We start from the raw sequence: 26,435 nt of genomic DNA on the forward strand, positions 1-26,435 counted from the left end.
CACACCCATGAACCTCAACGAACCCCGCGAACTGGCCCCGCTGCTTGAAGCATTTCTGCTGGCCTCCGGAAAGCCGCAGACACTGGAGCGGCTTTATGAGCTGTTCGAAGAGGGCGAGCGTCCCGAACCGCCGGTGTTCAAAAAAGCGCTGGAGGTGCTGCGTAAGTCTTGCGAGGGGCGTGCTTTCGAACTCAAGGAGGTCGCTTCGGGTTATCGCCTGCAGATTCGTGACCGGTTTTCCCCCTGGGTCGGACGGCTGTGGGAAGAGCGGCCGCAGCGTTACTCCCGCGCCATGCTGGAAACCCTGGCCTTGATCGCTTATCGCCAGCCGATCACGCGGGGCGAAATTGAGGAGGTGCGCGGTGTTGCGGTGAACAGCCACATCGTCAAGACCCTGCTGGAACGCGAGTGGATTCGGGTGGTGGGCTATCGTGACGTGCCCGGCAAGCCGGCGATGTTCGCGACCACCAAGGGGTTTCTGGACCACTTCAACCTCAAAAGCCTCGATGAGCTGCCACCGCTGGCCGACCTGCGCGAGATGGAAACCGAGCCGGTCCTGGATTTCGAAGACGCCCCCGTACCCGCGCACCTGCAAGCCCTGGCCGACGCCAGCCTCGACCCGGACGCAGAGCCCGAAGCGCCTCGCGACGAAACCAGCTTCCGCAGCCTGCTGGTGGAGCTGGATTCGATGGAGCAAGGCCTTAAGACCGATTTCGACGACCTGCTGCGGGCGGAGCCAGAGCCAGAGCCAGAAGACGACAAAGGCGACGATGAGGTCTGATTGACTATCGCTCCCACGCTGAAGCGTTCAGCGTGATACACAAGTCTCGTGGGAGCGAGCTTGCTCGCGAAGGCGATGGTGCAGGCTCGCTATTTTCGGATTCTGTAAGGGCCCTTTCGCGAGCAAGCTCGCTCCCACAAGACCTGCATGTAGCAATGAGCGCTCTGCGTCCTCTTGATACCTCGTCCTGGAGCGTGCAGAACGATAATCAGGACTGTCGTGCCAACGCCCAGCGCACTTCGGTCGAATTCATACGCCAGCCCAGGGTCACATCTGATACCACTCGCCATGAGACCCGCTGCCCATGAGTTCGACCAAGAACCCCTGCATCAGCCTGTGCAAGTTCGATGATGATATCTGCCTGGGCTGTGGCCGCAGCAAGCGTGAAATCAAGGCCTGGAAGAAACTCGACAAGGATGACAAGCGCACGGTACTCGATGAGTCCGCCAAGCGGCTGGCGAAGCTCAAGACCGCCGGTCGTAAAAAGAAGAAGTGATTCGGGCATTTGCCACTGACGCTGGATGCGTAAACCGGCGCAGGGGCGTATGATGGCCGACCCTCGGCGATCAAGTGTCGCCCGGGCTTTCAAGTATTTCGCCCTGCCGCTATCCACAGCGCGCCGGGCACAGGTCTTGCCGGTTCTCGGCCAGCCCTGATTCGACACACCGGGAGGTGCCCAGATGAGTGAAAAAGACAAGCAGGACAGCCAGGAAATCGGACCCGCAGGCGAAAAGCTGCAGAAGGTTCTGGCGCGCATTGGCGTGGGTTCACGCCGTGACGTAGAAGCCTGGATTACCCAAGGCCGCATCAAGGTCAATGGCAAGGACGCGACCCTCGGTCAACGCGTCGATCTGCATGACGCCATCAGTGTCGATGGGCGCGTCATCAAGCGCGAAGAAGCAGCCGAAACGGTTCGCCGCGTGATCATGTACAACAAGCCCGATGGCGAAATCTGCACCCGTGACGACCCTGAAGGCCGTCCGACCGTGTTCGATCGTCTGCCGCGCCCAAAAGAGGGTCGCTGGATCAACATCGGCCGTCTCGACATCAACACCACCGGTCTGCTGATGTTCACCACTGACGGTGAGCTGGCCAACCGTCTTATGCACCCATCGTTTGAAATGGACCGCGAATACGCGGTTCGTGTGCGTGGCGAAGTCGATGATGACATGCTGCTGCGCCTCAAGAATGGTGTGATTCTTGAAGACGGTCCGGCACGTTTCACCGATATCCAGCAGGCACCGGGCGGCGAAGGCTTCAACCACTGGTATCACTGCGTGGTGATGGAAGGTCGTAACCGTGAAGTGCGCCGTCTCTGGGAATCCCAGGGGCTGGTGGTCAGCCGTCTGAAGCGTGTGCGTTACGGGCCGGTGTTTCTCAACTCCGACCTGCCGATGGGCCGCTGGCGCGAAATGAGCCAGTACGAAGTCGACATTCTGGCGGCCGAAGTCGGTCTGCAACCTGTGGCCCAGCCGCAGATGAATGCCAAGACCAAAGACAAGATGGAGCGTCTGCAGCGTCAATCGTCGCGCCCTCTGGGCAAAGGCGAGCGCGTTCGCACCTTGCGTCCGGCTGCTGGCGCTCCGGCGACTGGCGACCGCGCACCGCGTCAGCCGCAAATTACCGGCAGCGAACGTGATCGTCCGCGTGGCGGCGATTCCACGCAGCGTCCTTCGCCGCGCAAGGATTCGGGCAAGCCCGGTTCGCGTGCACCGCGCCCGGCGGACAACAGCCGTGGCACACCGGTCGCCGAGCGTCCGAGCGAGATGAACAAGCGCCCGGCCAAGCCTGGGCCAAAGCGTGTCGGCATCAAGCTGGTCAACGACGATGTGCCGTCAGGCAAGCGTCGCGGTCCACCGGCAGGTTCGGGTCAGCGCCCTGGCTTCGGTCGTCGCAAGCCTGAGTGATCCTGTGGTGTGAATGAATGGCAACGCCAGCCCCGAGGGCTGGCGTTGTCGTTTCGGGCGATGTGAAAAACCTTGTCATACAGCTCCGGCGCATTCATTTCCCTGTTTCAAACCTCAACCTGGATGCAGGTGTACAATGCCGCGCTTTTTTCTGTGAATCATTGCTGCTCAATGCTTCGGGCTATCCGTCCGGGGTGCTGCAATTCTGTTGCGCCACAAGCGCGGCAGGTCCTTTTCGGTCACAGAACAAGAACAATCAGGTAGCTATCGAATGAGTGAAACAACTGCACCTTCGGGTGAATTGAAGCGCGGTCTGAAGAATCGGCACATTCAGCTGATTGCTCTGGGCGGCGCTATCGGCACTGGCTTGTTTCTCGGTTCGGCGGGCGTGCTGAAATCGGCCGGGCCTTCGATGATTCTCGGTTATGCGATTTGTGGCTTCATCGCTTTCATGATCATGCGCCAGCTGGGCGAGATGATCGTCGAAGAACCGGTCGCCGGGTCGTTCAGCCATTTTGCCCACAATTATTGGGGCGGTTTTGCCGGGTTCCTGTCTGGCTGGAACTGCTGGCTGCTGTACATCCTGGTCGGTATGTCGGAGTTGACTGCTGTCGGCAAGTACATTCATTACTGGCTGCCGGACATCCCGAGCTGGGTTTCAGCGGCTGCGTTCTTCATTCTGATCAATGCCATCAACCTGACCAACGTCAAGGTGTTCGGCGAGACCGAGTTCTGGTTCGCGATCATCAAGGTGGTGGCGATTATCGGCATGATTGCGCTGGGCAGCTACATGCTGGTCAGTGGCAGTGGCGGCCCGCAGGCGTCGGTCAGCAACCTCTGGGAGCATGGCGGATTCTTTCCCAATGGTGTCGGCGGGCTGGTCATGGCGCTGGCAATCATCATGTTCTCGTTTGGCGGCCTGGAAATGCTCGGCTTCACCGCTGCCGAGGCCGAACAGCCGAAGACCGTGATCCCCAAGGCGATCAATCAGGTCATCTACCGCATTCTGATTTTCTACATCGGCGCATTGGTTGTGCTGTTGTCGCTGACACCCTGGGACAGCCTGCTGGCCAGCCTCAATGCCTCGGGTGACTCCTATAGCGGCAGCCCGTTCGTGCAGGTGTTCTCGATGCTGGGCAGCGATGCGGCGGCGCATATCCTGAACTTCGTGGTACTGACTGCAGCGCTGTCGGTCTATAACAGCGGCACTTATTGCAACAGCCGCATGTTGGTAGGCATGGCCGAGCAGGGCGATGCGCCGAAAGCGCTGGCGCAGGTCGACAGGCGCGGGGTGCCGGTCAAGGCTATCTTTGCGTCTGCCGCGGTGACCGTGGTGGCGGTTCTGCTCAATTACTTCGTGCCGCAGCAGGCACTGGAACTGTTGATGTCGCTGGTGGTGGCCACACTGGTCATCAACTGGGCGATGATCAGCTATTCGCACCTGAAATTCCGCCAGCACATGAACCGCACCGCCCAGGTGCCGCTGTTCAAGGCGCTGTGGTATCCCTACGGTAACTACGTGTGTCTGGCGTTTGTGCTGTTTATCCTCGGCATCATGCTGATGATTCCCGGCATCCAGATATCGGTTTACGCGATACCGGTCTGGCTGGCGGTCATGTGGGTGTGTTATCGAGCCAAGAACAGGCGTAGCGTTGTCGTGAATGCCAAGACTGGCAAATAACCGTGCCTGTAGCAGAAAAGAAGATGCCCCGATGCTGGTGATTTCCAACAATGTCCATTTGCCGGACGCCGAGATCGAGCTGACTGCCATTCGCGCCCAAGGCGCGGGTGGGCAGAACGTCAACAAGGTCTCCAGCGCCGTGCATTTGCGTTTCGACATCAACGCCTCGTCGCTGCCGCCGTTCTACAAGGAGCGGCTACTGGCGTTGAGTGACAGCCGTATTACCAGCGATGGCGTGATCGTACTCAAGGCCCAGCAATACCGCACTCAGGAGCAGAACCGCGCCGACGCGTTATTGCGCTTGAGCGAACTGATCGTCAACGCCGCCAAAGTCGAAAAGAAACGCCGCCCGACACGGCCGACCCCGGGTTCCAAGACCCGCCGTCTGGAGTCCAAGAGCAAACGCGGCTCGATCAAGGCCGGACGCGGCAAAGTGGATTTCTGAGTACGGCTGGCCCTTCAAGATCGGACGCAGAGCGTCGCGAAATGCATTACCGATAATCGCACTATCGTGCGGCGCTCTGCGTCGCATGCCTTTCCGGACGCTCTGCGTCCTCTTTGCGACGCAGAGCGTTACGACGCTAAAGCGTCTGAGCGATGACCGGAACCGACCATCAGTGGCGTACCACCTGCGTCTGCTTGTACAGATAGACGCTTAACGCCAGCCCGGTAAGTGACGCCAGTGCCGCGAACAGGAAGATCGAGACAAAGCCGAAGCCTGCGGCAATCGCGCCTGCCAGTGGGCCGGTGATGCCCAGGGACAGGTCAATGAACAGCGAGTAAGCGCCCACCGCTGCGCCGCGGCTGGAGGCAGGGACGAGGTTCACAGCTTCCACGCCCAGCGCCGGGAACACCAGCGAGAACCCGAAACCGGTCAACGCCGCGCCAGCCAGTGCCAGCTCCGGAGTGGGGGCCATCCACAGCAGCAACAGCCCCAGGCTTTCCACTGACAGGCAGACAATCGCCACCCGAAAGCCGCCCAGACGATTGATCAGGTTGCCGAACAGCAGGCGCGCCGCGATGAAACTGCCACCGAACAGGGTCAGGCACAGCGCCGCATTCGGCCAGTGGTTGCTCGCGTAGTACAAGGTGATAAAGGTTGCGATGGTGCCGAAGCCAATGCCGCCCAGCGCCAGGCCCATGCCGTGTGGAAACACTCGCCCCAGCACATGCATGAAGGGCAACCGTTCACCCGGCACAATCGGTGCGGCCTGCTTGTGCCAGGTCAGGTATAAGCCCAGTGCGCAGAGCAGCATGATGCTGACCCCCACTGTCCACAACCCGAGCGAGTTAACCATCCAGACACCCAGCGGTGCGCCGATGGCCAGAGCGCCGTAGCTGGCGATACCGTTCCAGGAGATCACTTTGGCAGTGTTCTGCGCGCCGACCCGGCCAATGCCCCAGCCAATCGAACCCGAACCTACCAGACTTTCCGCGCTGCCGAGAATCACCCGGCCAATCAGCAGAATGATCAGGCTCGCCATCGGCCAGCTGTCCAGCCAGACCGGCACCAGCATGAATATACCGCTCAGCCCGCAGCCGGTCAGGCCGATCTGCACGGCTTTCTTGCTGCCCAGATTGTCGATGATGCGGCTCGCCCACGGCCGACTGATCAACGTCGCCAGGTACTGCACGCTGATCACCAGGCCTGCGATAACCGCGCCGAAGCCCAGATCGCTGTGGACGTAGCCTGGCAATACGGCAAGCGGAATACCGATATTCAGGTAGCCGATGAACGTGAACATCACGATGGAAATGACGGTCTGGGTAACAGCCATAGGGGTTTGCGGCGTGGTTTGCTGTGTCTCGGGCATGGGGCAGGCTTTCGTTCTGTGCGGGTATGGCGTTCGAGCGGGCAGGGAAAAACCCTTAGCAAGCTCTCGAAGTGCTCATCATACCGACGCATCGCGTGGTGCAGGTGCAACGAAGTGAAATAAACGGCAAATGGGGGATTATTTGTCTGCCGGGGCTACAAGCTGAGTGGTCACGAGGGCGGCCAAGGCGTTTTCCTGAGTACCGAAACGGGCGAGCAGGGCGCTCTGTTTTTCCGGGCTGAGACGTGACCAGATTTCGATCATTTTCTCGGCGGTGCCAATCAGGGCATTGGCTTGCGTTTCAGTGAAGTCGCTCATAAAAATCTGCTGTTTGCCTGTTGCTGGTTTTCCAGGCGTATTGAAAATCGGCAGAACCGTTTTTCGATACGCCTGAAAACAATCGCCTTCAGTCTTTGCTTCCGGCTTTCTGGCTGTCTTGAGCCGAGGGTGCTGCTTTCATTGCGACAGGTTGACCAAGCTCCTGTTGAGCCAGGGTCGACTGTTGTGGTTCCTGTTGGCCTGGTGGGAAGTTAGGGATTTCATGCATCGTCGTCGCTCCTCGCAAGGGGTTGCAGATAGAACCGTGCTTTAAAAAAGCCTGCGCAGGATACCCCACTGAAAATGACAATCAGGATATTTTTTTATCCTCATTGGCCTGTCAGCGAAACAAAATCGCATTTTCACTGTCCGGGCCTATGCCTTGCGAGTCGCTGCACGCTTTGGTTTTACTGCGTTATGGCTGCATCAGGGCGCAATAACCTTCGTAGACCTTCTCGCAAAAATTATTTGCGGCCCTCGGCGCCACGGGCCACTTCATCGGTGCGCGCGGCCATGATGAAGTCGTTGCGGTGCAGTCCTTTGATCGAATGACTCCACCAGGTCACCGTCACCTTGCCCCATTCGGTCAGCAGGCCTGGATGGTGGCCTTCAGCCTCGGCAATCTCGCCGACCGCGTTGGTGAACGCCAGGGCGAATTTGAAATTCTTGAACAGGAACACTTTTTCCAGCTGCATGACGCCGTCGCGGACTTCGATGTTCCAGTCGGGGATCTGCTTGAGCAGTTCCGGCAGCTCGGCTTCGCTGACTTGTGGGGCGTCTGCTCGGCAGGCTTCGCAATGGGCTTGATTCAAGGTGCTCATAAACAGGGTTTCCTTTTCAGATACCTGGCCGCATTTCAGGCCGCGTGGCTTTTGGTTTTAGGTGGGAATTTCGGGGCGTGCAAGCCCAACTGCATGCCCTGTTCTACCAGCGCCATGATGTCTTCCTGCGCCAGGTCGAACAGACGCTTGAGGCTTGGCAGAACAAAATACAGCGGTTGCAGAATGTCGATGCGGTATGGCGTGCGCATCGCTTCAAGCGGGTCGAATAACTGGTGTTCGGGAGCCGACGACAGGCTGTACACCGCTTCCTTGGGCGAAGAAAGAATACCGCCGCCGTAGATCTTGCGCCCGCGTGGTGTATCGACCAGGCCAAACTCGATGGTCATCCAGTACAGCCGGGCCAGATACACACGTTGTTCCTTGCTCGCGCTCAGGCCAAGTTTGCCGTAGGTGTGGGTAAATTCGGCAAACCACGGATTGGTCAGCAGCGGGCAGTGACCAAAGATTTCATGAAAGATGTCCGGTTCCTGAAGATAGTCCAGCTCTTCTTCGGTGCGAATAAACGTCGCCACCGGGAAGCGCTTGCTGGCCAGCAGTTCAAAGAACGTCTGGAAGGGGATCAGCGCTGGCACTCGCTCAACCTGCCAGCCGGTGGTCGCACCCAGCACCTTGTTGATTTCTCCCAGCTGCGGAATGCGCTCATGGGGCAGGCCCAGTTGCTCGATACCGTCCAGATACTCCTGACAGGCCCGACCTTCAATGATCGTCATCTGCCGGGTAATCAAGGTGTTCCATACCGCATGTTCGGTAGCTGTGTAATCAATGAAGCCCGAAGCGTCCGGCTCGCGTGCCACGTAAAGCGTCTGGGCCATGCTGATGTCCTCGAAAGGCTGCTCTTGTGAAGTATTTTTGTAAAAGCCTGCCTGCAGGAATAACCCGCTTTCGACGATGGGTCTGCCTGTGAAACTCGTCGCGCTCCCGTCCTGTCGCCAGATTTCGTAACGAAAACTTTACGAATGATTCCCGTGGGTCAGGAATTCAGCAGATTGCTCTCTCGCGAAGCGTGCGTCTGTAACGTATTGTTGACGGAAAACTTTGCCACTCTCTAAAAAAACCATGCTCACAGGGGCGAATGAATCATGCGCATCAAGGTGCATTGCCAGAACCGGATCGGCATTCTTCGCGACATTCTCGATCTGTTGGTGGCCTACGGCGTCAACGTGGCGCGTGGTGAAGTGGGGGGCGAGCATGGCGACGCTATCTATCTGCATTGCCCGAACCTGATCAATCTGCAGTTTCAGGCCCTGCGCCCGAAGTTCGAGGCGATCACCGGTGTATTCGGCGTCAAGCGTGTCGGGCTGATGCCCAGCGAGCGTCGGCACATGGAGCTCAACGCCTTGCTCGGTGCGCTGGAGTTCCCTGTGCTGTCCATCGACATGGCCGGCGCAATCGTCGCAGCCAATCGCGCAGCCGCGCAGTTGCTGGGTGTGCGGGTCGATGAAGTGCCGGGGATACCTTTGTCGCGCTATGCCGAGGATTTCGACCTGCCTGAGCTGGTGCGGGCCAGCCAGTCGCGGATCAACGGCCTGCGGGTCAAGGTGCGCGGCGATGTGTTTCTCGCCGACATCGCCCCGTTGCAATCGGAGCACGATGACAGCGAAGCCATGGCCGGGGCCGTACTGACCCTGCACCGCGCTGATCGGGTCGGTGAGCGCATTTACCATGTGCGCAAGCAGGAGTTACGCGGCTTTGACAGCATCTTTCAGAGTTCGAAGGTCATGGCCGCGGTCGTCCGCGAGGCGCGGCGCATGGCACCACTGGATGCGCCGCTGCTGATCGAGGGCGAAACCGGCACCGGCAAGGAATTGCTGGCCCGTGCCTGTCACCTTGCCAGCCCGCGCGGCCAGTCACCGCTGATGGCGCTCAACTGTGCCGGGCTGTCGGAGTCCATGGCCGAGATTGAGCTGTTCGGCTATGACCCCGGTGCGTTCGAAGGCGCGCGAGCGGAAGGCCGACTCGGGCTGCTGGAGCTGACAGCAGGCGGCACGTTGTTCCTTGATGGCGTGGGTGAGTTGAGTGCGCGTATGCAGGCCAAGCTGCTGCGTTTCATTCAGGACGGCAGCTTTCGCCGGGTCGGCAGCGATGAGGATATGTTTCTCGATGTGCGTGTGATGTGTTCGACCCAGGTCGACCTGTCGGAGCTATGCACCCAAGGGGTTTTCAGGCAGGACCTTTATCATCGCCTCAATGTGCTGTCGCTGCACATACCGCCGTTGCGCGATTGTCTGGACGGTCTTGAGCCGCTGGTGGAACACTTTCTGGATCACGCCAGCCGCCAGATCGGCTGCCCGTTGCCAGGCATTGCGCCGGCTGCCATCAAGCGCCTGAGTCAGTACCACTGGCCCGGCAATGTAAGGCAATTGGAAAATGTATTGTTTCAGGCTGTATCGCTGTGTGACGGCAGCAAGGTACAGGCCGAGCATATTCGTTTGCCGGATTACGGTGTGCGGCCAGGGCTGAGCGATATGTCTCTGGAAGGGGGGCTGGAGGCTATTATCGGGCGTTTCGAAAAATCGGTGCTGGAACATTTATATGTGCAATATCCCAGCAGTCGCCAATTGGGCAAACGCCTGGGGGTGTCACATACAACCATTGCCAACAAGTTGCGTGGCTATGAGTTGGGGCGTGAGTCAGGTCAGCACGCAGCCGATCAACAATCCGCTGATTGACCGTCCGGCAACCAACGCTCGTGCATACGCCTCGCAATCAATATCTGCGAGGCGTCGGGCACGGGTCGCAACAGCGAAAAGCATCAACCGTTGCTGCAGCCGTTGCCCATCACCTGGTAGCTCATGGTGTGCCGTGCGCCTTGCGAGTCTTCATAGACCATGCGCGCCGGGACCACTTCGCAGACGTTGGGGATCTGGCTGATGGAAATAACCCGGGCGATATCCAGATGAGTGCCATACGTGTATTGCTCGACACGGGCTTGCTGGGCAGCAACTTTGGTCTGCGATTCTTCGGCCATGGCGAAGCTGCTGACACCGCACAGTGCCAATGTCACTAATAAAGCTTTCATTGTGTTTTACCTTTTTGAAAGTGAGCGCGTGCGCATCACGCTTTTAGCGTCATGTGCGAACTCTGTTTGATATCTAGAAGCGGGCTGCGTGGGGGCAGCTGATAGTTGCCGTGTTGGCGAGATGAATTCTAGGCCTGTTGCAAGGCGACATATATAAAGACTTTGGATAAGCGCTTTCATCAAAACGGTAATAATCCGGAGGCCGTCTGAGGCTCCGGCCCCGCCCGGTAATACCAACGTCGAATGGCCCCACCGGGTGGGGCGGGATACAACGGGTGCATAAAACAACAACTATCCACCGAGGTAACCAAGATGAGTGCAGCTTCCCTGTACCCCGTCCGCCCAGAAGTCGCAGCGACTACGCTGACGGATGAAGCGACCTACAAGGCCATGTACCAGCAGTCGGTGGTCAACCCTGATGGTTTCTGGCGTGAACAGGCTCAGCGCCTCGACTGGATCAAACCTTTCAGTGTGGTCAAGCAAACCTCGTTCGACGACCATCGGGTCGATATCAAATGGTTCGCCGACGGTACGCTGAACGTTGCCTATAACTGCCTGGATCGCCATCTGGCAGAGCGCGGCGACACCATTGCCATCATCTGGGAAGGCGATGACCCTTCCGAGCACCGCGAAATCACCTACCGCGAGCTGCACGCCGAAGTCTGCAAGTTTGCCAACGCACTGCGTGGTCAGGACGTTCACCGTGGCGACGTCGTCACTATCTACATGCCGATGATCCCCGAGGCTGTGGTCGCCATGCTGGCGTGCGCCCGGATCGGTGCGATTCACTCGGTGGTATTCGGCGGTTTCTCGCCCGAAGCGCTGGCTGGGCGGATCATCGATTGCAGTTCCAAAGTGGTTATTACTGCCGACGAAGGCCTGCGTGGAGGCAAGAAGACTGCGCTCAAGGCCAACGTCGACCGCGCCCTGACCAACCCGGAAACCAGCAGCGTGCAGAAGGTTATCGTCTGCAAACGCACCGGTGGCGAGATCGAGTGGAACCGTCATCGTGACATCTGGTACCACTCGCTTCTGGAAGTGGCCTCCAGCACCTGCGCGCCAAAAGAGATGGGGGCCGAAGAGTCGCTGTTCATCCTCTACACTTCGGGCTCGACCGGCAAACCCAAGGGTGTGTTGCACACCACCGCAGGTTATCTGCTTTATGCGGCGCTGACCCACGAGCGTGTGTTTGACTACAAACCGGGCGAAATCTACTGGTGCACCGCCGACGTCGGCTGGGTCACCGGGCACAGCTACATTGTCTATGGGCCCTTGGCCAATGGTGCAACCACGCTGCTGTTTGAAGGTGTGCCGAACTACCCGGACATCACGCGTGTGTCAAAAATCATCGACAAGCACAAGGTCAATATCCTCTACACCGCGCCGACCGCGATCCGCGCCATGATGGCCGAGGGCACCAAGTCTGTTGAAGGTGCCGACGGTTCCAGTCTGCGCTTGTTGGGTTCGGTGGGCGAGCCGATCAACCCGGAAGCCTGGGGCTGGTACTACAACACCGTTGGCAAACAGAACTGCCCGATTGTCGATACCTGGTGGCAGACCGAAACCGGCGGCATTCTGATCAGCCCGCTGCCAGGCGCAACAGCGCTGAAACCGGGCTCGGCAACACGTCCGTTCTTCGGCGTGATTCCGGCGCTGGTGGACAACCTGGGCAACCTCATCGAGGGCGCGGCCGAAGGCAATCTGGTGATTCTCGATTCCTGGCCGGGTCAGTCACGCTCGCTGTACGGCGACCACGACCGTTTCGTCGACACCTACTTCAAGACCTTCCGTGGCATGTACTTCACCGGTGACGGTGCCCGTCGCGATGAGGACGGCTACTACTGGATCACCGGGCGCGTAGATGATGTGCTCAACGTTTCCGGCCATCGCATGGGCACCGCAGAGATCGAAAGCGCGATGGTTGCGCACCCGAAAGTCGCCGAAGCCGCAGTGGTCGGTGTGCCGCATGACTTGAAAGGGCAGGGCATCTACGTCTACGTCACCCTCAACGGTGGCGAAGAACCGAGCGACGCGCTACGCACTGAGTTGCGCAACTGGGTGCGCAAGGAGATCGGCCCGATTGCTTCGCCTGATTTCATCCAGTGGGCGCCTGGATTGCCGAAGACCCGTTCGGGCAAGATCATGCGCCGTATCCTGCGCAAGATTGCCACCGCTGAGTACGATGCGCTGGGTGACATCTCGACGCTGGCCGATCCGGGTGTGGTGCAGCACCTGATTGACACGCACAAGACCATGAACGCTGCCTGACCGCTCATTGACTGAGCGCGCCTCGTCCGGTGAACGCCGGGCGGGGCGCTTTTGTTTGTGCGGCCCGGTATCGGAAACGAGATATATATCGGTTTGTTACGGGTTTACACGGCGTTGTCGGACGGTGCTTCATTGTGAGACGTTCTCTGGCTTTCTTTTAGGAAGCTGCGACGCATCAGGGCGTTTCATCCGCCATATGGAACGCTGGGCTTGCCGGATTAGAAGGGTTTGCCAATAATGGGCGCGCTTTTTGCTGTTATGACAGGTTTAGCTGGCTCTGCTGGATCAGCAGAAATATGCTTCGTCAATAGCTGGTAGTGGGTTTTTCGGTGCATCTGTAACTAGTTGTCGCATTGAAGAAATATCGACTTCGAGCCTGTCGTTAAAATGCCCGTCATTCGCCGAAGGTCCGTGAGCCACCAATGCGGTGTCACGCCCCCGGCGTCGCTCTCCCCCGAGATTGTCCTTTCGCACATTGGGCGCTTGCTCACTTTGCCACTTGTCGTGCTTTACCGATGGAGTCCTGGAAATGAAGAAGCTCATGCTTATTGGCGCGATGGCGTTGTCCGTGCTCGCCCAGCCGATCTTTGCTGATGAAAAACCGCTGAAAATCGGCATCGAAGCGGCTTACCCTCCGTTCGCTTCCAAGGCTCCGGATGGCAGCATCGTCGGTTTTGACTACGACATCGGCAATGCGCTGTGTGAAGAAATGAAGGTCAAGTGCACTTGGGTCGAGCAGGAATTCGACGGTCTTATCCCGGCACTGAAAGTGCGCAAGATCGACGCGATCCTTTCGTCCATGTCGATCACCGACGACCGCAAGAAGTCTGTGGATTTCACCGGCAAGTACTACAATTCCCCGGCCCGTCTGGTCATGAAAGACGGCACCGTGATCAGCGACAGCCTGGCGGAACTCAAGGGCAAGAAAATCGGCGTGCAGCGCGGTTCGATCCATGAGCGTTTCGCCCGTGAAGTTCTTGCTCCCAAAGGTGTGGAAGTGACGCCGTACGGTTCGCAGAACGAAATCTACCTGGACATCGGTGCGGGTCGTCTGGATGGCACGATTGCCGACGCCACCCTGCTGCAGGACGGCTTCCTGAAGACCGACGCAGGCAAGGGTTACGCGTTCACAGGTCCATCGTTCACCGACCCGAAATACTTCGGTGACGGCATCGGCATCGCCGTGCGCAAGGGTGACAAGGCCAACCTTGAGCGCCTCAATGCTGCCATTGCAGCCATCCGTGCCAACGGCAAGTACAAGGCCATCCAGGACAAATATTTCGACTTCGATATCTACGGCAAGTAAGTCGTCATACCGATCCTGATCAATGGCGCAAACAGAATTGCCTGGCTTGCGCCATTTTTATTCCACGCTTGAGGACCGCACATCATGTTGAAAGGTTACGGAGCTGTCATCCTCGAAGGTGCCTGGCTGACGTTGCAGCTGGCCCTGTCGTCGATGGCTCTGGCGATCGTTCTCGGTCTGATCGGCGTGGCGCTTCGTCTGTCGCCGGTACGCTGGATTGCCTGGCTGGGCGATCTGTACAGCACGGTCATTCGCGGCATTCCCGATCTGGTCCTGATATTGCTGATTTTCTACGGCGGTCAGGACCTGCTCAACCGCGTTGCGCCGCTGCTGGGTTTTGATGACTACATCGATCTTGACCCCTTGCTGGCCGGCATCTGCACTCTGGGCTTCATCTTCGGTGCCTATCTCTCGGAAACCTTTCGCGGTGCGTTCATGGCGATCCCCAAGGGGCAGGCCGAAGCCGGCATGGCGTATGGCCTGAGCAGCGGCAAGGTGTTCTTCCGCATTCTGGTGCCGCAGATGATTCGTCTGGCGATCCCCGGCTTCACCAATAACTGGCTGGTGTTGACCAAGGCCACCGCACTGATTTCCGTGGTCGGCCTGCAGGACATGATGTTCAAGGCCAAGCAGGCGGCCGATGCCACCCGCGAGCCTTTCACCTTCTTTCTGGCGGTTGCAGCGATGTACCTGGTTATTACCAGTGTTTCGCTGCTCGCCTTGCGTTACCTCGAAAAACGCTACTCGGTAGGCGTCAGGGCGGCTGACCTATGATCTTTGACTACAACGTGATCTGGGACAGCCTGCCGCTGTACTTCGACGGCTTGCTGACCACCCTGAAACTGCTGGCGATTTCGCTCGCATTCGGGCTGCTCGCGGCGTTGCCGCTGGGCCTGATGCGGGTCTCGAAAAACCCTTGGGTCAACATGCCTGCCTGGCTGTACACCTATGTGATTCGCGGCACGCCGATGCTGGTCCAGCTGTTCCTGATTTATTACGGGCTGGCCCAGTTCGACGCGGTGCGCGAAAGCTTTTTATGGCCCTGGCTGTCAAGCGCTACGTTTTGTGCCTGTCTGGCATTCACCATCAATACCAGCGCCTACACAGCCGAGATCATTGCTGGCAGCCTCAAGGCCACGCCGGCCGGTGAAATCGAGGCAGCGCGGGCCATGGGCATGTCGAAGGCCAAAATGTATCGGCGCATTCTGCTGCCGTCGGCCTTGCGCCGGGCGCTGCCGCAGTACAGCAACGAGGTCATCATGATGCTGCAGACGACCAGTCTGGCCTCCATCGTGACCCTGATCGACATCACCGGCGCTGCCCGCACGGTCAACGCGCAGTTCTACCTGCCGTTCGAGGCTTACGTTACCGCAGGCGTTTTCTATCTATGCCTGACATTCATTCTGGTGCGGCTGTTCAAAATTGCCGAACGCCGCTGGCTGGGCTATCTGGCCCCACGGAAGGTCTGAAATGCAAAGAATCGATCATGTATTGCCGTGGAGCACCCTCGGCACCGAACGCACGCTGAGTGTCTTTCGTTTCGGCACCGGCGAGCGCAAAGCGTATATTCAGGCCAGTCTGCACGCAGACGAACTGCCCGGCATGCGCACCGCCTGGGAGTTGAAGAAACGCCTGACCGAGCTGGAACAGCAAGGCGCCCTCAAGGGCGTCGTCGAGCTGGTGCCGGTGGCCAATCCGCTGGGGCTGGGGCAGTTGCTGCAAGGCGCACACCAAGGGCGTTTCGAGTTCGGCAGCGGCAAGAATTTCAACCGTGACTTCACCGAGCTGAGCGAGCCGGTCGCCGAGTTGCTGGAAGGCCAGTTGGGCGATGACCCGCGCGCCAATACCCAATTGATTCGTCAGGCGATGATGACTGCACTTGACGGCTTGCCTGCCGCGCAATCGGAGTTGCAGGGCATGCAGCGCATCCTGCTCAAGCATGCCTGCATCGCTGATGTGGTGCTTGACCTGCATTGCGATGCCGATGCCGCGCTGCATATGTATGCCTTGCCGCAGCACTGGCCGCAATGGCGCTCGCTGTCGGCGCACCTGAATATTCAGGTGGCACTGCTGGCCGAGGATTCCGGTGGCAGTTCCTTCGATGAAGCCTGTTCGCTGCCGTGGTTGCGTCTGTCACGGACCTTCCCGCAGGCGCAGATCCCGCTGGCGTGTCTGGCGACCACTATCGAGCTGGGTGGTCAGGCCGACACCGGCAGGCCTCAGGCGCAAGCGCACGCCGAAGGCATTCTGGCGTTTCTGGCCGAGCAGGGTTTCATCAGCGGTGACTGGCCGCAGCCGGCACATCAAGCCTGCGAAGGTATGCCATTCGAAGGCACCGAATTGCTCTATGCGCCGCATCCTGGCGTGGTGACATTCCTGCGTGCCGCAGGCGATAAAGTCGAAGTCGGCGATGCGCTGTTCGAAGTCATCGACCCGCTGTCCGATCAGGTCAGTACCATTTGTGCGAATACTGCCGGGGTGTTGTTTGCCATCGAGCGGCTTCGTTACGCTCAACCAGGTTTCTGGCTGGCCAAAGTGGCGGGGCGCACCGCGCTGCGTCATGGACGTCTGCTCAGTGATTGACCGTTCTGTGGGAACCCAAAGCATGAACAAACTGGAAGTGCAGGACCTGCACAAGCGCTATGGCAGTCACGAAGTGATCAAGGGCGTGTCCCTGACCGCCAAAGCTGGCGATGTCATCAGCATCATCGGCTCCAGCGGCTCGGGCAAAAGCACCTTTCTGCGCTGCATCAACCTGCTCGAACAGCCCCATGCCGGCAAGATCCTGCTCAACAACGAAGAGTTGAAGCTGGTGCCGAACAAGGACGGCGGTCTGAAAGCTGCTGACGCCAGACAGTTGCAGCGCATGCGCTCACGCCTGTCGATGGTGTTTCAGCACTTCAATCTGTGGTCGCACATGACGGCACTGCAGAACATCATCGAAGCGCCGGTTCACGTTCTGGGCGTGTCGAAAAAGGAAGCGCTGGAAAAAGCCGAGCACTATCTGGCCAAGGTCGGCGTGTCCCATCGTAAAGACGCTTATCCAGGGCACATGTCCGGTGGCGAGCAGCAGCGTGTGGCCATTGCCCGCGCGCTGGCGATGGAGCCTGAGGTGATGCTGTTCGACGAGCCCACGTCGGCGCTCGACCCGGAACTGGTCGGTGATGTGCTCAAGGTCATGCAGGGTCTGGCTCAGGAAGGCCGGACCATGGTGGTGGTGACTCACGAAATGGGCTTTGCCCGGGAAGTCTCCAACCAGCTGGTTTTCCTGCACCAGGGTGTGGTTCTGGAGCGTGGCGACCCGCGCGAGGTACTGGCCAACCCGCAGACCGAGCGTCTGCAGCAGTTCCTGTCAGGCAGCCTCAAGTGACGATCGGCATCGCATGGCGATGCCTTTTTACGGCAGAACAGGGCATGCTGCGCGACGCGCGACATGACCTGGATGTTCCAGATCGAGCCATCTTCTGAGGCTCGGCTTTTGCGGCAATACGTATCGGATGTCCCAATGACTGCCCATCGAATAGGTTTTCTCGTCTGGCCTGGCACCAAAGCCCTGACTCTGGCACTTGCCGAGGAAGCCTTGCGTGTCGCTCAGCGCGTTCATCCTGAAGTGGTCTACGAATTGTCGTTTCTACAGGCCGAGGCAGGGGAGCCGACAGCGGTTGCCGGCGCCTGGCAATTGCCGGGCGAGCCCTGGACCGGGCGACTGGACGGTTTTCAGAAGCTGTTTCTGCTCGCCGATGAGCCTCCGGCAGCCGTGGCCCCGGCGCTGGGCAGCGCGCTCAAGCAACTGGTGCGTGCCGGCTGTTCGATTGGCGGGCTGTCGGCGGGCGTTTATCCGCTCGCGCAACTGGGCCTGCTGGACGGCTATCGCGCTGCCGTGCACTGGCGCTGGCAGGACGACTTCGCCGAACGCTTCCCCAAAGTCATCGCCACCAGCCATTTGTTCGACTGGGACCGGGATCGTCTGACCGCCTGCGGTGGCATGTCGGTGCTCGACCTGCTGCTGGCGGTGCTGTCTCGCGATCACGGTGCGGAACTGGCCGGGGCGGTTTCCGAAGAGCTGGTGGTCGAACGCATTCGCGAAGGCGGCGAGCGTCAGCGCATTCCGTTGCAGAACCGTCTGGGCTCCAGCCATCCAAAGCTGACCCAGGCTGTACTGTTGATGGAAGCCAACATCGAAGAGCCGTTGACCACTGACGAAATCGCCCAGCACGTGTGTGTGTCGCGCCGTCAGCTGGAGCGAATCTTCAAGCAGTACCTCAACCGTGTACCCAGTCAGTATTACCTGGAGCTGCGCCTGAACAAGGCGCGTCAGATGTTGATGCAGACCAGCAAATCGATCATCCAGATCGGCCTTTCGTGCGGTTTTTCCTCGGGGCCGCACTTCTCCAGCGCCTACCGCAACTTCTTCGGCGCCACGCCGCGTGAAGACCGCAACCAGCGACGCAGCAGCAGCCCGTTCGAACTTTCGCCGGTGCCTGCCGAGCGCGGTTGATTGTCTTGTCGCGATAGAAGTGCTGCCGCGACAGCTCTGGTCCAGACAGGCCGGCCTCAATCCGTTTAAACTGCGCCTTTGTGACGCAATATGTCGCATTGCCGAAAACCTTGAAAAAACCCGGTTTTGCGCTGTAACAAGTTGTCGCCTGGCGGCAAGGCCGAACACAATTCAGTCCTTACAATCTTCCCATCGCTCGCCAGTTTCAGGCAGGCGTTCCTCATCAGGAGACTCCGATGTCCGTTGAGCATGCTGCGGTGCAACGCGCCGATTTCGACCAGGTAATGGTCCCCAATTACGCCCCGGCCGGGTTCATTCCCGTGCGCGGTGCGGGCTCCCGGGTCTGGGATCAGGCGGGACGCGAACTGGTGGATTTCTCGGGCGGGATCGCCGTCAACGTATTGGGCCACTGCCATCCGGCGCTGGTCGGTGCCTTGACCGAGCAGGCCAATAATCTCTGGCATGTGTCCAACGTCTTCACCAACGAGCCAACCCTGCGTCTGGCCAAAAAGCTGGTGGATTCGACCTTCGCCGAGCGCGTGTTCTTCTGTAACTCGGGCGCTGAAGCCAACGAGGCGGCCTTCAAGCTGGCGCGCCGAGTGGCGCACGACCTGCACGGCCCTGAAAAATACGAAATCATTGCGGCCGTAAACAGTTTCCACGGGCGCACCCTGTTTACCGTCAGCGTCGGTGGTCAGCCGAAGTACTCCGATGGTTTCGGGCCGAAAATCACCGGCATCAGCCATGTGCCGTACAACGACCTTGAAGCGTTGAAAGCGGCTGTTACCGACAAGACCTGCGCCGTGGTGCTGGAGCCGATTCAGGGCGAAGGCGGCGTGTTGCCGGGCCAGCTGGAATACCTGCAAGGCGCGCGCAAACTGTGTGACGAGCACAACGCGTTGCTGGTGTTCGACGAAGTGCAGAGCGGCATGGGCCGTAGCGGTCATCTGTTCGCCTACATGCATTACGGCGTGACCCCGGACATCCTTTCCAGCGCTAAAAGTATCGGTGGCGGCTTCCCGCTGGCGGCCATGCTGACCACTGAAAAACTTGCCAAACATTTTGCGGTCGGCGTTCACGGCACAACGTACGGCGGCAACCCGCTGGCCTGCGCGGTCGGTGAAGCGGTGATCGATGTCGTCAATACGCCTGAAGTGCTGGCTGGCGTGCAGCGCAAGCATCAGCAATTCAAGACCCGCCTGGAGAGCATCGGCCAGCAGTACGGCGTGTTCACCGAAGTGCGCGGCCTGGGCCTGTTGATCGGCTGCGTGCTGTCCAACGCCTGGAAAGGCAAGGCCAAGGACATTTTCAACGCCGCTGAAGCCCAGGATCTGATGATTCTGCAGGCCGGTCCCGACGTGATCCGTTTCGCGCCGAGCCTGGTGATTGAAGACGCAGACATCGAAGAAGGCCTGAACCGCTTCGAACGTGCCATCGCCAAGCTGACGTCCTGATTCATCCGCTTTATACCGGTGTCTGCCTGACCGGCAAACACCGGACATTTTCCTGTGCTGTGCGGCATGATGCCGTGTGGTGCTTTTACCAGTGCCGGTCGCAAATGCCGGTCGATCTACAAGGAGTGGCACCATGCTGGTGATGCGCCCTGCGCAAATGGCTGATCTGGCCGAGGTTCAACGCCTCGCTGCCGACAGCCCTATCGGTGTCACGTCCTTGCCCGACGATGCTGGCCGCCTGACCGACAAGATCGGCTCGTCGGAGGCATCGTTCGCCGCCGAGGTCAGCTTCAACGGCGAAGAAACCTACTTCTTCGTGCTCGAAGACAGCGAAAGCGGCAAGCTGGTGGGCTGCTCGGGCATTGTTGCTTCGGCGGGCTACTCCGAGCCGTTTTACAGTTTTCGCAACGAAACCTTCGTGCATGCTTCCCGCGAACTGAAGATCCATAACAAAATTCATGTTCTGTCCCAGTGTCACGACCTGACCGGTAACAGCCTGCTGACCAGTTTCTACGTGGTCCCGGAGCTGGTCGGCACGGCATGGTCGGAGCTCAATTCGCGCGGCCGTCTGCTGTTTGTCGCCAGTCACCCCGAGCGCTTTGCCGATTCGGTGGTCACCGAGATCGTCGGTTACAGCGACGAACAGGGAGATTCGCCGTTCTGGGATGCCATCGGGCGCAACTTCTTCGATCTTAACTACGCCGCTGCCGAGCGCCTGTGCGGGCTGAAAAGCCGGACCTTCCTCGCCGAGCTGATGCCGCATTACCCGATCTACGTGCCATTGCTGCCTGACGCTGCGCAGGAGGCCATGGGCCAGGTGCATCCGCGTGCGCAGATCACCTTCGACATCCTGATGCGCGAAGGCTTTGAAACCGACCATTACATCGACATCTTCGACGGTGGCCCGACCCTGCATGCCAAGGTATCCGGAATCCGGTCCATCGCGCAGAGCCGTCTGGTGCCGGTCAAGGTCGAAACTGCGCAAAGCAGCGATGTCGGCACAGGCGGGCGTCTTTATCTGGTTGCCAACGGCCTGTTGCAGGATTACCGCGCGGTGCTCCTGGAACTGGACTGGGCACCTGGCAGACCGGTGGTGCTGAGCCTCCAGGCCGCCGAAGCACTGGGCGTTGGTGAAGGTGCCAGTGTGCGGATCGTCGCGGTCTGAGCCAGACGTTCGATAGCCGATTAGCGAGTTTCAAGGCTCTCGATGAGCCGCTGAGGAGATAACATGATCGTTCGTCCTGTACGCAGCAGTGACCTGCCTGCGCTGATCGAGCTGGCGCGCAGCACCGGTGCCGGTCTGACGACACTGCCCGCCAATGAGCAGCGTCTCGCGCACCGGGTAGGCTGGGCTGAAAAGACCTTTCGCGGAGAAGCCGAGCGCGGCGATGCCGACTATCTGTTCGTGCTTGAAGATGACGATGGCCGGGTGGTCGGTATCTCTGCCATCGCTGGGGCGGTCGGCCTGCGCGAGCCCTGGTACAACTATCGGGTCGGCCTCACGGTCAGTGCGTCGCAGGAACTGAACATCTACCGGGAAATCCCGACCCTGTTCCTGGCCAACGACCTGACCGGCAATTCCGAGCTGTGCTCGCTGTTCCTGCACAGCGATTCACGCAATGGTCTCAATGGCCGCCTGCTGTCCAAGGCGCGCATGCTGTTTATCGCCGAATTTCCAAAGCTGTTCGGTAACAAGATCATTGCCGAGATGCGTGGCATGTCCGACGAGAATGGCCGGTCGCCGTTCTGGGAAAGTCTGGGTCGGCATTTCTTCAAGATGGAATTCAGTCAGGCCGATTACCTGACCGGCGTTGGCAACAAGGCGTTCATTGCCGAGCTGATGCCCAAATTTCCGCTTTATAGCTGCTTTCTTTCCGAAGACGCACGCAATGTGATCGGCCGCGTGCATGCCGACACCGAGCCTGCGCTGACCATGCTCAAGGGCGAAGGGTTCTCGTATCAGGGTTACGTCGACATCTTCGATGCTGGGCCTGCCATCGAGTGCGAAACCGGCAAGATTCGCGCAATCAAGGACAGTCAGGCGCTGGTACTGGCCATCGGCACGCCAGGTGACGATGCGCCGCAGTTCCTGATTTACAACCGCAAGCGTGAAGACTGCCGCATTACGGTAGGCGCTGCGCGTTTCGCCGCCGGTACGCTGGTGGTTGCGCCACAAACCGCCAAGCGGCTGCGCATGAGTGCAGGCGACAACGTGCGCGCCGTGCCTTTGTCTGCGGCGCGGGAGGGCGTTTGATGAGTACCCTTTATATTGCAGGTGCATGGCAGGCCGGGCAGGGCGAGCTATTCCATTCGTTGAGCCCGGTGAGCCAGCAGACGCTATGGTCCGGGCAAAGCGCTACGGCAGAACAAGTCGATTACGCTGTGCAGGCTGCGCGTCAGGCATTTCCCGGCTGGGCGCTGCTGTCTCTGGATCAGCGTATCGCGGTGCTGGAAGCCTTCTCTGCACGTCTCAAGCATCACGCCGACGCGCTGGCGCACTGCATCGGTGAAGAAACCGGCAAGCCTTTGTGGGAGTCGGCGACCGAAGTAACCAGCATGGTCAACAAGATTGCCATCTCGGTGCAGAGCTATCGCGAACGAACCGGCGAAAAGAGCGGGCCGCTGGGCGATGCCACAGCAGTATTGCGCCATAAGCCACATGGCGTGGTCGCGGTGTTCGGGCCGTACAACTTTCCTGGTCATCTGCCTAACGGGCACATCGTTCCGGCCTTGCTGGCGGGCAATACGGTAGTGTTCAAGCCCAGCGAACTGACGCCGAAAGTCGCCGAACTGACCGTCAAGTGCTGGATCGAAGCCGGGTTGCCTGCCGGTGTTCTCAACCTGCTGCAAGGCGGTCGCGAAACCGGTATTGCACTGGCTGCCAACCCAGGCATCGACGGGCTGTTCTTTACCGGGTCAAGCCGCACCGGTGACGCGCTGCACCAGCAGTTCGCCGGGCGCCCCGAGAAGATTCTCGCGCTGGAAATGGGCGGTAACAATCCACTGATCGTTGATCAGGTTCAGGACATCGACGCAGCGGTTTACACCATCATTCAGTCGGCATTCATTTCCGCAGGCCAGCGCTGCACCTGCGCGCGTCGCCTGTTGGTGCCCGAGGGCGACTGGGGCGATGCCTTGCTGGCGCGATTGGTTGCCGTCAGCGCGACTATCGAGGTGGGGGCGTTCGATCAGCAGCCGTCTCCGTTCATGGGCTCGGTCATTTCGCTGGAGGCCGCGCGCTCCTTGCTCGACGCGCAGCGCAACCTGCTCGCCAACGGCGCAGTGACCTTGCTGGAAATGCGTCAGCCGCAGCCCGGCGCGGCGCTGCTGACGCCGGGCATTGTGGATGTCAGCGCGGTCGCCGAGCGGCCTGACGAAGAGCTGTTCGGCCCGCTGTTGCAGGTCATCCGCTACGCCGGTTTCGACGCCGCCATCGCCGAAGCCAACGCCACTCGCTATGGCCTGGCGGCAGGTTTGCTCTCGGACTCCGAAGCACGCTATCAGCAGTTCTGGCTGCACAGCCGCGCCGGGATCGTCAACTGGAACAAACAGCTGACCGGCGCCGCCAGCAGCGCACCGTTCGGCGGAGTCGGAGCCTCGGGAAACCACCGCGCCAGCGCCTATTACGCAGCCGACTATTGCGCCTATCCGGTGGCTTCGCTGGAGACGGGCAGCCTGACCCTGCCGTCGACACTGACCCCCGGCATCAGGCTGAGCTGACAGGGTGCGCACGATTGCTTATAAAAACAGATCCACGGAGCCTTGCCGATGAAGTCCTGTGAAGTGAATTTTGACGGTCTGGTCGGGCCAACCCACAACTACGGCGGGTTGTCCTACGGTAATGTCGCCTCCCAGAGTAACAGCCAGCAATGCGCAAACCCGCGTGAAGCGGCGCTGCAAGGCCTGGCGAAAATGAAGGCGCTGATGGACCTGGGTTTTACCCAGGGCGTGCTGGCACCGCAGGAACGCCCTGATGTGGCCGGTTTGCGGCAGCTGGGTTTCACCGGCAGCGATGAACAGGTGATTGAAAAAGCCGCCCGTCAGGACATGCCATTGCTGGTTGCCAGTTGCTCGGCGTCGAGCATGTGGGTGGCCAACGCGGCGACGGTCAGCCCCAGTGCCGACACGGTAGATGGGCGCGTGCATTTCACGGCGGCCAACCTCAACTGCAAATACCATCGCAGCATCGAGCACCCGACCACCAGCCGCGTGCTGGGGGCGATGTTTGCCGATGCAAAGCATTTTGCCCATCACCCTGCGTTGCCGCCAGTCGCGCAGTTCGGTGACGAAGGCGCGGCCAACCACACCCGTTTCTGTCAGGACTACGGCCAGCCCGGTGTGGAGTTTTTCGTTTTTGGCCGCAGTGCGTTCGATACCCGCTACCCGGCACCGCAAAAGTATCCGGCCCGCCAGACCCTGGAAGCGTCACGAGCTGTTGCGCGTTTGCATGGCTTGAGCGAGGGCGGCGTGGTTTATGCTCAGCAGAACCCGGCGGTCATTGATCAGGGTGTGTTTCATAACGATGTGATCGCGGTCGGTAACGGTGAGGTGCTGTTCTATCACGAGGATGCATTCCTCAACACCGAGCCGATGCTCAATGAGCTGCGCGCCAAACTCGGCCGTGTCGGTGGGCAGTTGCGGGCGATTTGTGTGCCGCGTGCCGAAGTCTCGGTGCAGGATGCGGTGCGCTCTTACCTGTTCAATAGCCAGTTGTTGTCACGCCCGGACGGCTCGATGCTGCTGATCGTGCCGCAGGAGTGTCAGGCCAATGCGAGCGTCTGGGCTTATCTGCAGCGATTGATTGCCGATGACGGCCCGGTTGCCCAGGTCAAAGTGTTCGACCTCAAGCAAAGCATGCAGAACGGCGGCGGCCCTGCCTGCCTGCGACTGCGTGTGGCGCTCAAGGAAACCGAGCTGGCAGCGGTGAACCCAGGCGTGATCATGACCGCGCCCCTGTATGACACGCTGACGCAATGGGTCGACAGGCACTACCGTGATCGCATGAGTGAAAACGATCTGGCCGATCCCCGATTGCTGACCGAATGCCGTACGGCATTGGATGAACTGACGCAAATCCTTAAACTGGGTGCCGTCTATCCGTTTCAACTGAATTGAAACACCCTGCGCGCCGGGCAAATGTCTGGCGCATGATTTCTTTATCTAGAGCATTCCGACTATGAGCGACGCCCTGCAACTGATCCTTGAAGACACCGATGGCACCCAGCTGGAAACCTCTTGCACCCGCGTTGCCATTATCTGGCAGGGCAAGGAACTGTGGATTCAGCAGGATGGCCGTGGCCAATTGCTGATCGGCGTTGACGTCGAAGAAGACGATGCCGAGTACGCCAACCTGCTGCTGCGCCCGTTGGCAACCAACCTGGTCAGCCTGCAACTGGAAATGGAACCGGCCGACGCAGGTGCCGACGAAGACGGTCACGTTCACGGCCCTGACTGCAACCACTAAGGAAGTTGCCCTATGCTCGCCCTCGGCAAACTGCTTGAACTGACCCTGGCTGGACGTGAGCCAGCGGAAAAGACTCAACTGACCGTCGAAGGCGTGCGAATGCGATGGATGGGCGAGGGGGCTCTGGAGGTTCGCCCGCCGGAGGTTCGTGACAATGGCACGGACCTGCTGCTCTCCGCCGGTATTCATGGCAACGAGACTGCACCCGTCGAGCTGCTGGATGAACTGATCCGCAGCATCGCGCGCGGCGACCTTAAACCGCGCGCACGTATCCTGTTTCTGTTCGGCAATCCCGACGCCATGCGGCGTGGTACCCGGTTTGTCGAGCAGGACGTCAATCGGCTGTTCAACGGTCGTCACGAGCAAAGCGGCGGTGCAGAAGCCCTGCGTGCCTGCGAGCTGGAGCACCTGGCCGCCAGCTTTTTCAGCCTGCCGGATCGCTACCGCCTGCATTACGACCTGCACACTGCCATTCGCGGTTCGAAGATCGAGCAGTTCGCGCTGTACCCGTGGAAAGAAGGCCGTCAGCACTCGCGTCTCGAACTGGCCCGGCTGCGTGCTGCGGGGATGAGTGCGGTGTTGTTGCAGAACAAGCCGTCCATTGTGTTCAGCGCCTATACCTACGATCAACTGGGTGCCGAGGCCTTCACTCTGGAACTGGGCAAGGCCCGGCCGTTCGGCCAGAACCAACAGGTCAACCTTGCGCCGCTGCGTTTGCGTCTGGAGCAGATCATCGAAGGCCGCGAGCCCGAGCTGGATGAAAATCTTGAGGGGTTGCAACTGTTCAGCGTGGCACGCGAAGTCATCAAGCGTACCGATGCATTCACGTTCAACCTTGCCGATGCTGTAGAAAACTTCTCACCGCTGGAAAAGGGCTACGTGCTGGCCGAAGACGCGGGCGGTTCACGCTGGGTGGTAGAGGAGGAGGGCGCGAGGATCATCTTCCCCAACCCGAAAGTCAAAAACGGCCTGCGGGCGGGGATTCTGATTGTGCCGACTGATGCGGGTAGCCTTGGCTGATCGCCTGGCACCCTCAAGATCGGACGCAGAGCGTCCAGAACGGCATTCCCACGCTGGAGCGTG

Annotated in this window: 26 protein-coding genes; 21 read left to right on the top strand and 5 right to left on the bottom strand. The window is 59.7% G+C overall.

From position 1 onward, the window contains the following. Nucleotides 1-7 precede the first annotated feature (7 nt). From scpB to arfB, 6 genes are all read left to right on the top strand, one after another. Nucleotides 8-781 carry an SMC-Scp complex subunit ScpB gene (gene scpB, locus RYB09_RS15790; protein WP_316889257.1) on the top strand — a complete coding sequence of 258 codons (774 nt, stop codon included), beginning with the start codon at nucleotides 8-10 and terminating at the stop codon, nucleotides 779-781. Nucleotides 782-1,085: 304 nt separating this feature from the next. After that, on the top strand, nucleotides 1,086-1,277 hold the full coding sequence (locus RYB09_RS15795; protein WP_005767716.1) for a DUF1289 domain-containing protein: 192 nt from the start codon (nucleotides 1,086-1,088) through the stop codon (nucleotides 1,275-1,277). A gap of 184 nt (nucleotides 1,278-1,461) precedes the next feature. Beyond that, entirely contained in the window at nucleotides 1,462-2,688 is a 1,227-nt protein-coding gene (rluB, locus tag RYB09_RS15800) for a 23S rRNA pseudouridine(2605) synthase RluB (RefSeq protein WP_122257995.1), read from the top strand. 17 nt (nucleotides 2,689-2,705) lie between these two features. Continuing rightward, a complete protein-coding gene (locus RYB09_RS15805) occupies nucleotides 2,706-2,963 on the top strand; it encodes a hypothetical protein (protein WP_122257996.1) in 258 nt (85 codons plus the stop codon). Beyond that, nucleotides 2,960-4,369 carry an amino acid permease gene (locus RYB09_RS15810; protein WP_219169742.1) on the top strand — a complete coding sequence of 470 codons (1,410 nt, stop codon included), beginning with the start codon at nucleotides 2,960-2,962 and terminating at the stop codon, nucleotides 4,367-4,369. Before RYB09_RS15805 ends, RYB09_RS15810 begins: the two co-directional genes overlap by 4 nt. A gap of 31 nt (nucleotides 4,370-4,400) precedes the next feature. After that, entirely contained in the window at nucleotides 4,401-4,814 is a 414-nt protein-coding gene (gene arfB, locus RYB09_RS15815) for an alternative ribosome rescue aminoacyl-tRNA hydrolase ArfB (RefSeq protein ID WP_316889259.1), read from the top strand. A gap of 169 nt (nucleotides 4,815-4,983) precedes the next feature. Here arfB and RYB09_RS15820 read toward each other — a convergent pair whose 3' ends face one another. The 4 genes from RYB09_RS15820 to phhA form a co-directional block, all read right to left on the bottom strand. Further along, complete coding sequence (locus tag RYB09_RS15820) at nucleotides 4,984-6,183, bottom strand: MFS transporter (RefSeq protein WP_122257998.1); 1,200 nt, start codon at nucleotides 6,181-6,183, stop codon at nucleotides 4,984-4,986. Nucleotides 6,184-6,321: 138 nt separating this feature from the next. After that, complete coding sequence (locus tag RYB09_RS15825; protein WP_005746724.1) at nucleotides 6,322-6,501, bottom strand: hypothetical protein; 180 nt, start codon at nucleotides 6,499-6,501, stop codon at nucleotides 6,322-6,324. Between the two features lie 464 nt (nucleotides 6,502-6,965). Further along, the gene (locus RYB09_RS15830; RefSeq protein WP_058409642.1) at nucleotides 6,966-7,322 is read right to left on the bottom strand and encodes a 4a-hydroxytetrahydrobiopterin dehydratase; all 357 of its coding nucleotides are present in this window, start codon (nucleotides 7,320-7,322) and stop codon (nucleotides 6,966-6,968) included. A 35-nt stretch (nucleotides 7,323-7,357) separates the two neighbouring features. Continuing rightward, complete coding sequence (gene phhA, locus RYB09_RS15835) at nucleotides 7,358-8,155, bottom strand: phenylalanine 4-monooxygenase (protein WP_122257999.1); 798 nt, start codon at nucleotides 8,153-8,155, stop codon at nucleotides 7,358-7,360. A gap of 267 nt (nucleotides 8,156-8,422) precedes the next feature. Between phhA and RYB09_RS15840 the strand changes: the two genes are divergently transcribed. Further along, the gene (locus tag RYB09_RS15840) at nucleotides 8,423-10,012 is read left to right on the top strand and encodes a sigma-54-dependent transcriptional regulator (protein WP_316889262.1); all 1,590 of its coding nucleotides are present in this window, start codon (nucleotides 8,423-8,425) and stop codon (nucleotides 10,010-10,012) included. Nucleotides 10,013-10,095: 83 nt separating this feature from the next. On the opposite strand, the gene RYB09_RS15845 is transcribed toward RYB09_RS15840, so the two are convergent. Next, the gene (locus RYB09_RS15845) at nucleotides 10,096-10,362 is read right to left on the bottom strand and encodes a DUF2790 domain-containing protein (protein ID WP_002554445.1); all 267 of its coding nucleotides are present in this window, start codon (nucleotides 10,360-10,362) and stop codon (nucleotides 10,096-10,098) included. Nucleotides 10,363-10,674: 312 nt separating this feature from the next. On the opposite strand from RYB09_RS15845, the gene acs reads away from it, so the two are divergent. From acs to astE, 14 genes are all read left to right on the top strand, one after another. Then, the gene (acs, locus tag RYB09_RS15850; RefSeq protein WP_002554444.1) at nucleotides 10,675-12,630 is read left to right on the top strand and encodes an acetate--CoA ligase; all 1,956 of its coding nucleotides are present in this window, start codon (nucleotides 10,675-10,677) and stop codon (nucleotides 12,628-12,630) included. 529 nt (nucleotides 12,631-13,159) lie between these two features. Next, nucleotides 13,160-13,936, top strand: a complete 777-nt coding sequence (locus RYB09_RS15855) for an ABC transporter substrate-binding protein (protein ID WP_002554443.1) — start codon at nucleotides 13,160-13,162, stop codon at nucleotides 13,934-13,936. Between the two features lie 84 nt (nucleotides 13,937-14,020). Then, a complete protein-coding gene (locus RYB09_RS15860; RefSeq protein WP_002554442.1) occupies nucleotides 14,021-14,710 on the top strand; it encodes an ABC transporter permease in 690 nt (229 codons plus the stop codon). Beyond that, the gene (locus tag RYB09_RS15865; protein ID WP_057454656.1) at nucleotides 14,707-15,405 is read left to right on the top strand and encodes an ABC transporter permease; all 699 of its coding nucleotides are present in this window, start codon (nucleotides 14,707-14,709) and stop codon (nucleotides 15,403-15,405) included. Before RYB09_RS15860 ends, RYB09_RS15865 begins: the two co-directional genes overlap by 4 nt. Before the next feature lies 1 nt (nucleotide 15,406). Beyond that, nucleotides 15,407-16,519 (top strand): succinylglutamate desuccinylase/aspartoacylase family protein, encoded by a 1,113-nt coding sequence (locus tag RYB09_RS15870; RefSeq protein ID WP_122258002.1) that lies wholly within the window; start codon nucleotides 15,407-15,409, stop codon nucleotides 16,517-16,519. A 22-nt stretch (nucleotides 16,520-16,541) separates the two neighbouring features. Further along, nucleotides 16,542-17,306 (top strand): ABC transporter ATP-binding protein, encoded by a 765-nt coding sequence (locus RYB09_RS15875; protein ID WP_002554439.1) that lies wholly within the window; start codon nucleotides 16,542-16,544, stop codon nucleotides 17,304-17,306. Nucleotides 17,307-17,441: 135 nt separating this feature from the next. Next, a complete protein-coding gene (gene argR, locus RYB09_RS15880) occupies nucleotides 17,442-18,434 on the top strand; it encodes a transcriptional regulator ArgR (protein ID WP_004665895.1) in 993 nt (330 codons plus the stop codon). Nucleotides 18,435-18,670: 236 nt separating this feature from the next. Further along, on the top strand, nucleotides 18,671-19,888 hold the full coding sequence (locus RYB09_RS15885; protein WP_122258003.1) for an aspartate aminotransferase family protein: 1,218 nt from the start codon (nucleotides 18,671-18,673) through the stop codon (nucleotides 19,886-19,888). Nucleotides 19,889-20,021: 133 nt separating this feature from the next. Continuing rightward, nucleotides 20,022-21,053 (top strand): arginine/ornithine succinyltransferase subunit alpha, encoded by a 1,032-nt coding sequence (gene aruF, locus RYB09_RS15890; RefSeq protein ID WP_002554436.1) that lies wholly within the window; start codon nucleotides 20,022-20,024, stop codon nucleotides 21,051-21,053. A gap of 63 nt (nucleotides 21,054-21,116) precedes the next feature. Continuing rightward, a complete protein-coding gene (gene astA / locus RYB09_RS15895; RefSeq protein WP_004659722.1) occupies nucleotides 21,117-22,142 on the top strand; it encodes an arginine N-succinyltransferase in 1,026 nt (341 codons plus the stop codon). After that, a complete protein-coding gene (gene astD, locus RYB09_RS15900; RefSeq protein WP_193600916.1) occupies nucleotides 22,139-23,608 on the top strand; it encodes a succinylglutamate-semialdehyde dehydrogenase in 1,470 nt (489 codons plus the stop codon). Before astA ends, astD begins: the two co-directional genes overlap by 4 nt. Nucleotides 23,609-23,656: 48 nt before the next feature. Then, on the top strand, nucleotides 23,657-25,003 hold the full coding sequence (gene astB, locus RYB09_RS15905; RefSeq protein ID WP_122258005.1) for an N-succinylarginine dihydrolase: 1,347 nt from the start codon (nucleotides 23,657-23,659) through the stop codon (nucleotides 25,001-25,003). A gap of 61 nt (nucleotides 25,004-25,064) precedes the next feature. Next, nucleotides 25,065-25,352: a hypothetical protein gene (locus RYB09_RS15910; protein WP_005731381.1), complete on the top strand. Its 288-nt coding sequence runs from the start codon at nucleotides 25,065-25,067 to the stop codon at nucleotides 25,350-25,352. A gap of 12 nt (nucleotides 25,353-25,364) precedes the next feature. Continuing rightward, a complete protein-coding gene (gene astE, locus RYB09_RS15915; RefSeq protein WP_122258006.1) occupies nucleotides 25,365-26,372 on the top strand; it encodes a succinylglutamate desuccinylase in 1,008 nt (335 codons plus the stop codon). The last annotated feature ends 63 nt before the right edge of the window (nucleotides 26,373-26,435 follow it).

It is taken from the genome of Pseudomonas syringae group sp. J254-4 (assembly GCF_032586855.1).
Taxonomy (GTDB): Bacteria; Pseudomonadota; Gammaproteobacteria; order Pseudomonadales; family Pseudomonadaceae; genus Aquipseudomonas; species Aquipseudomonas amygdali.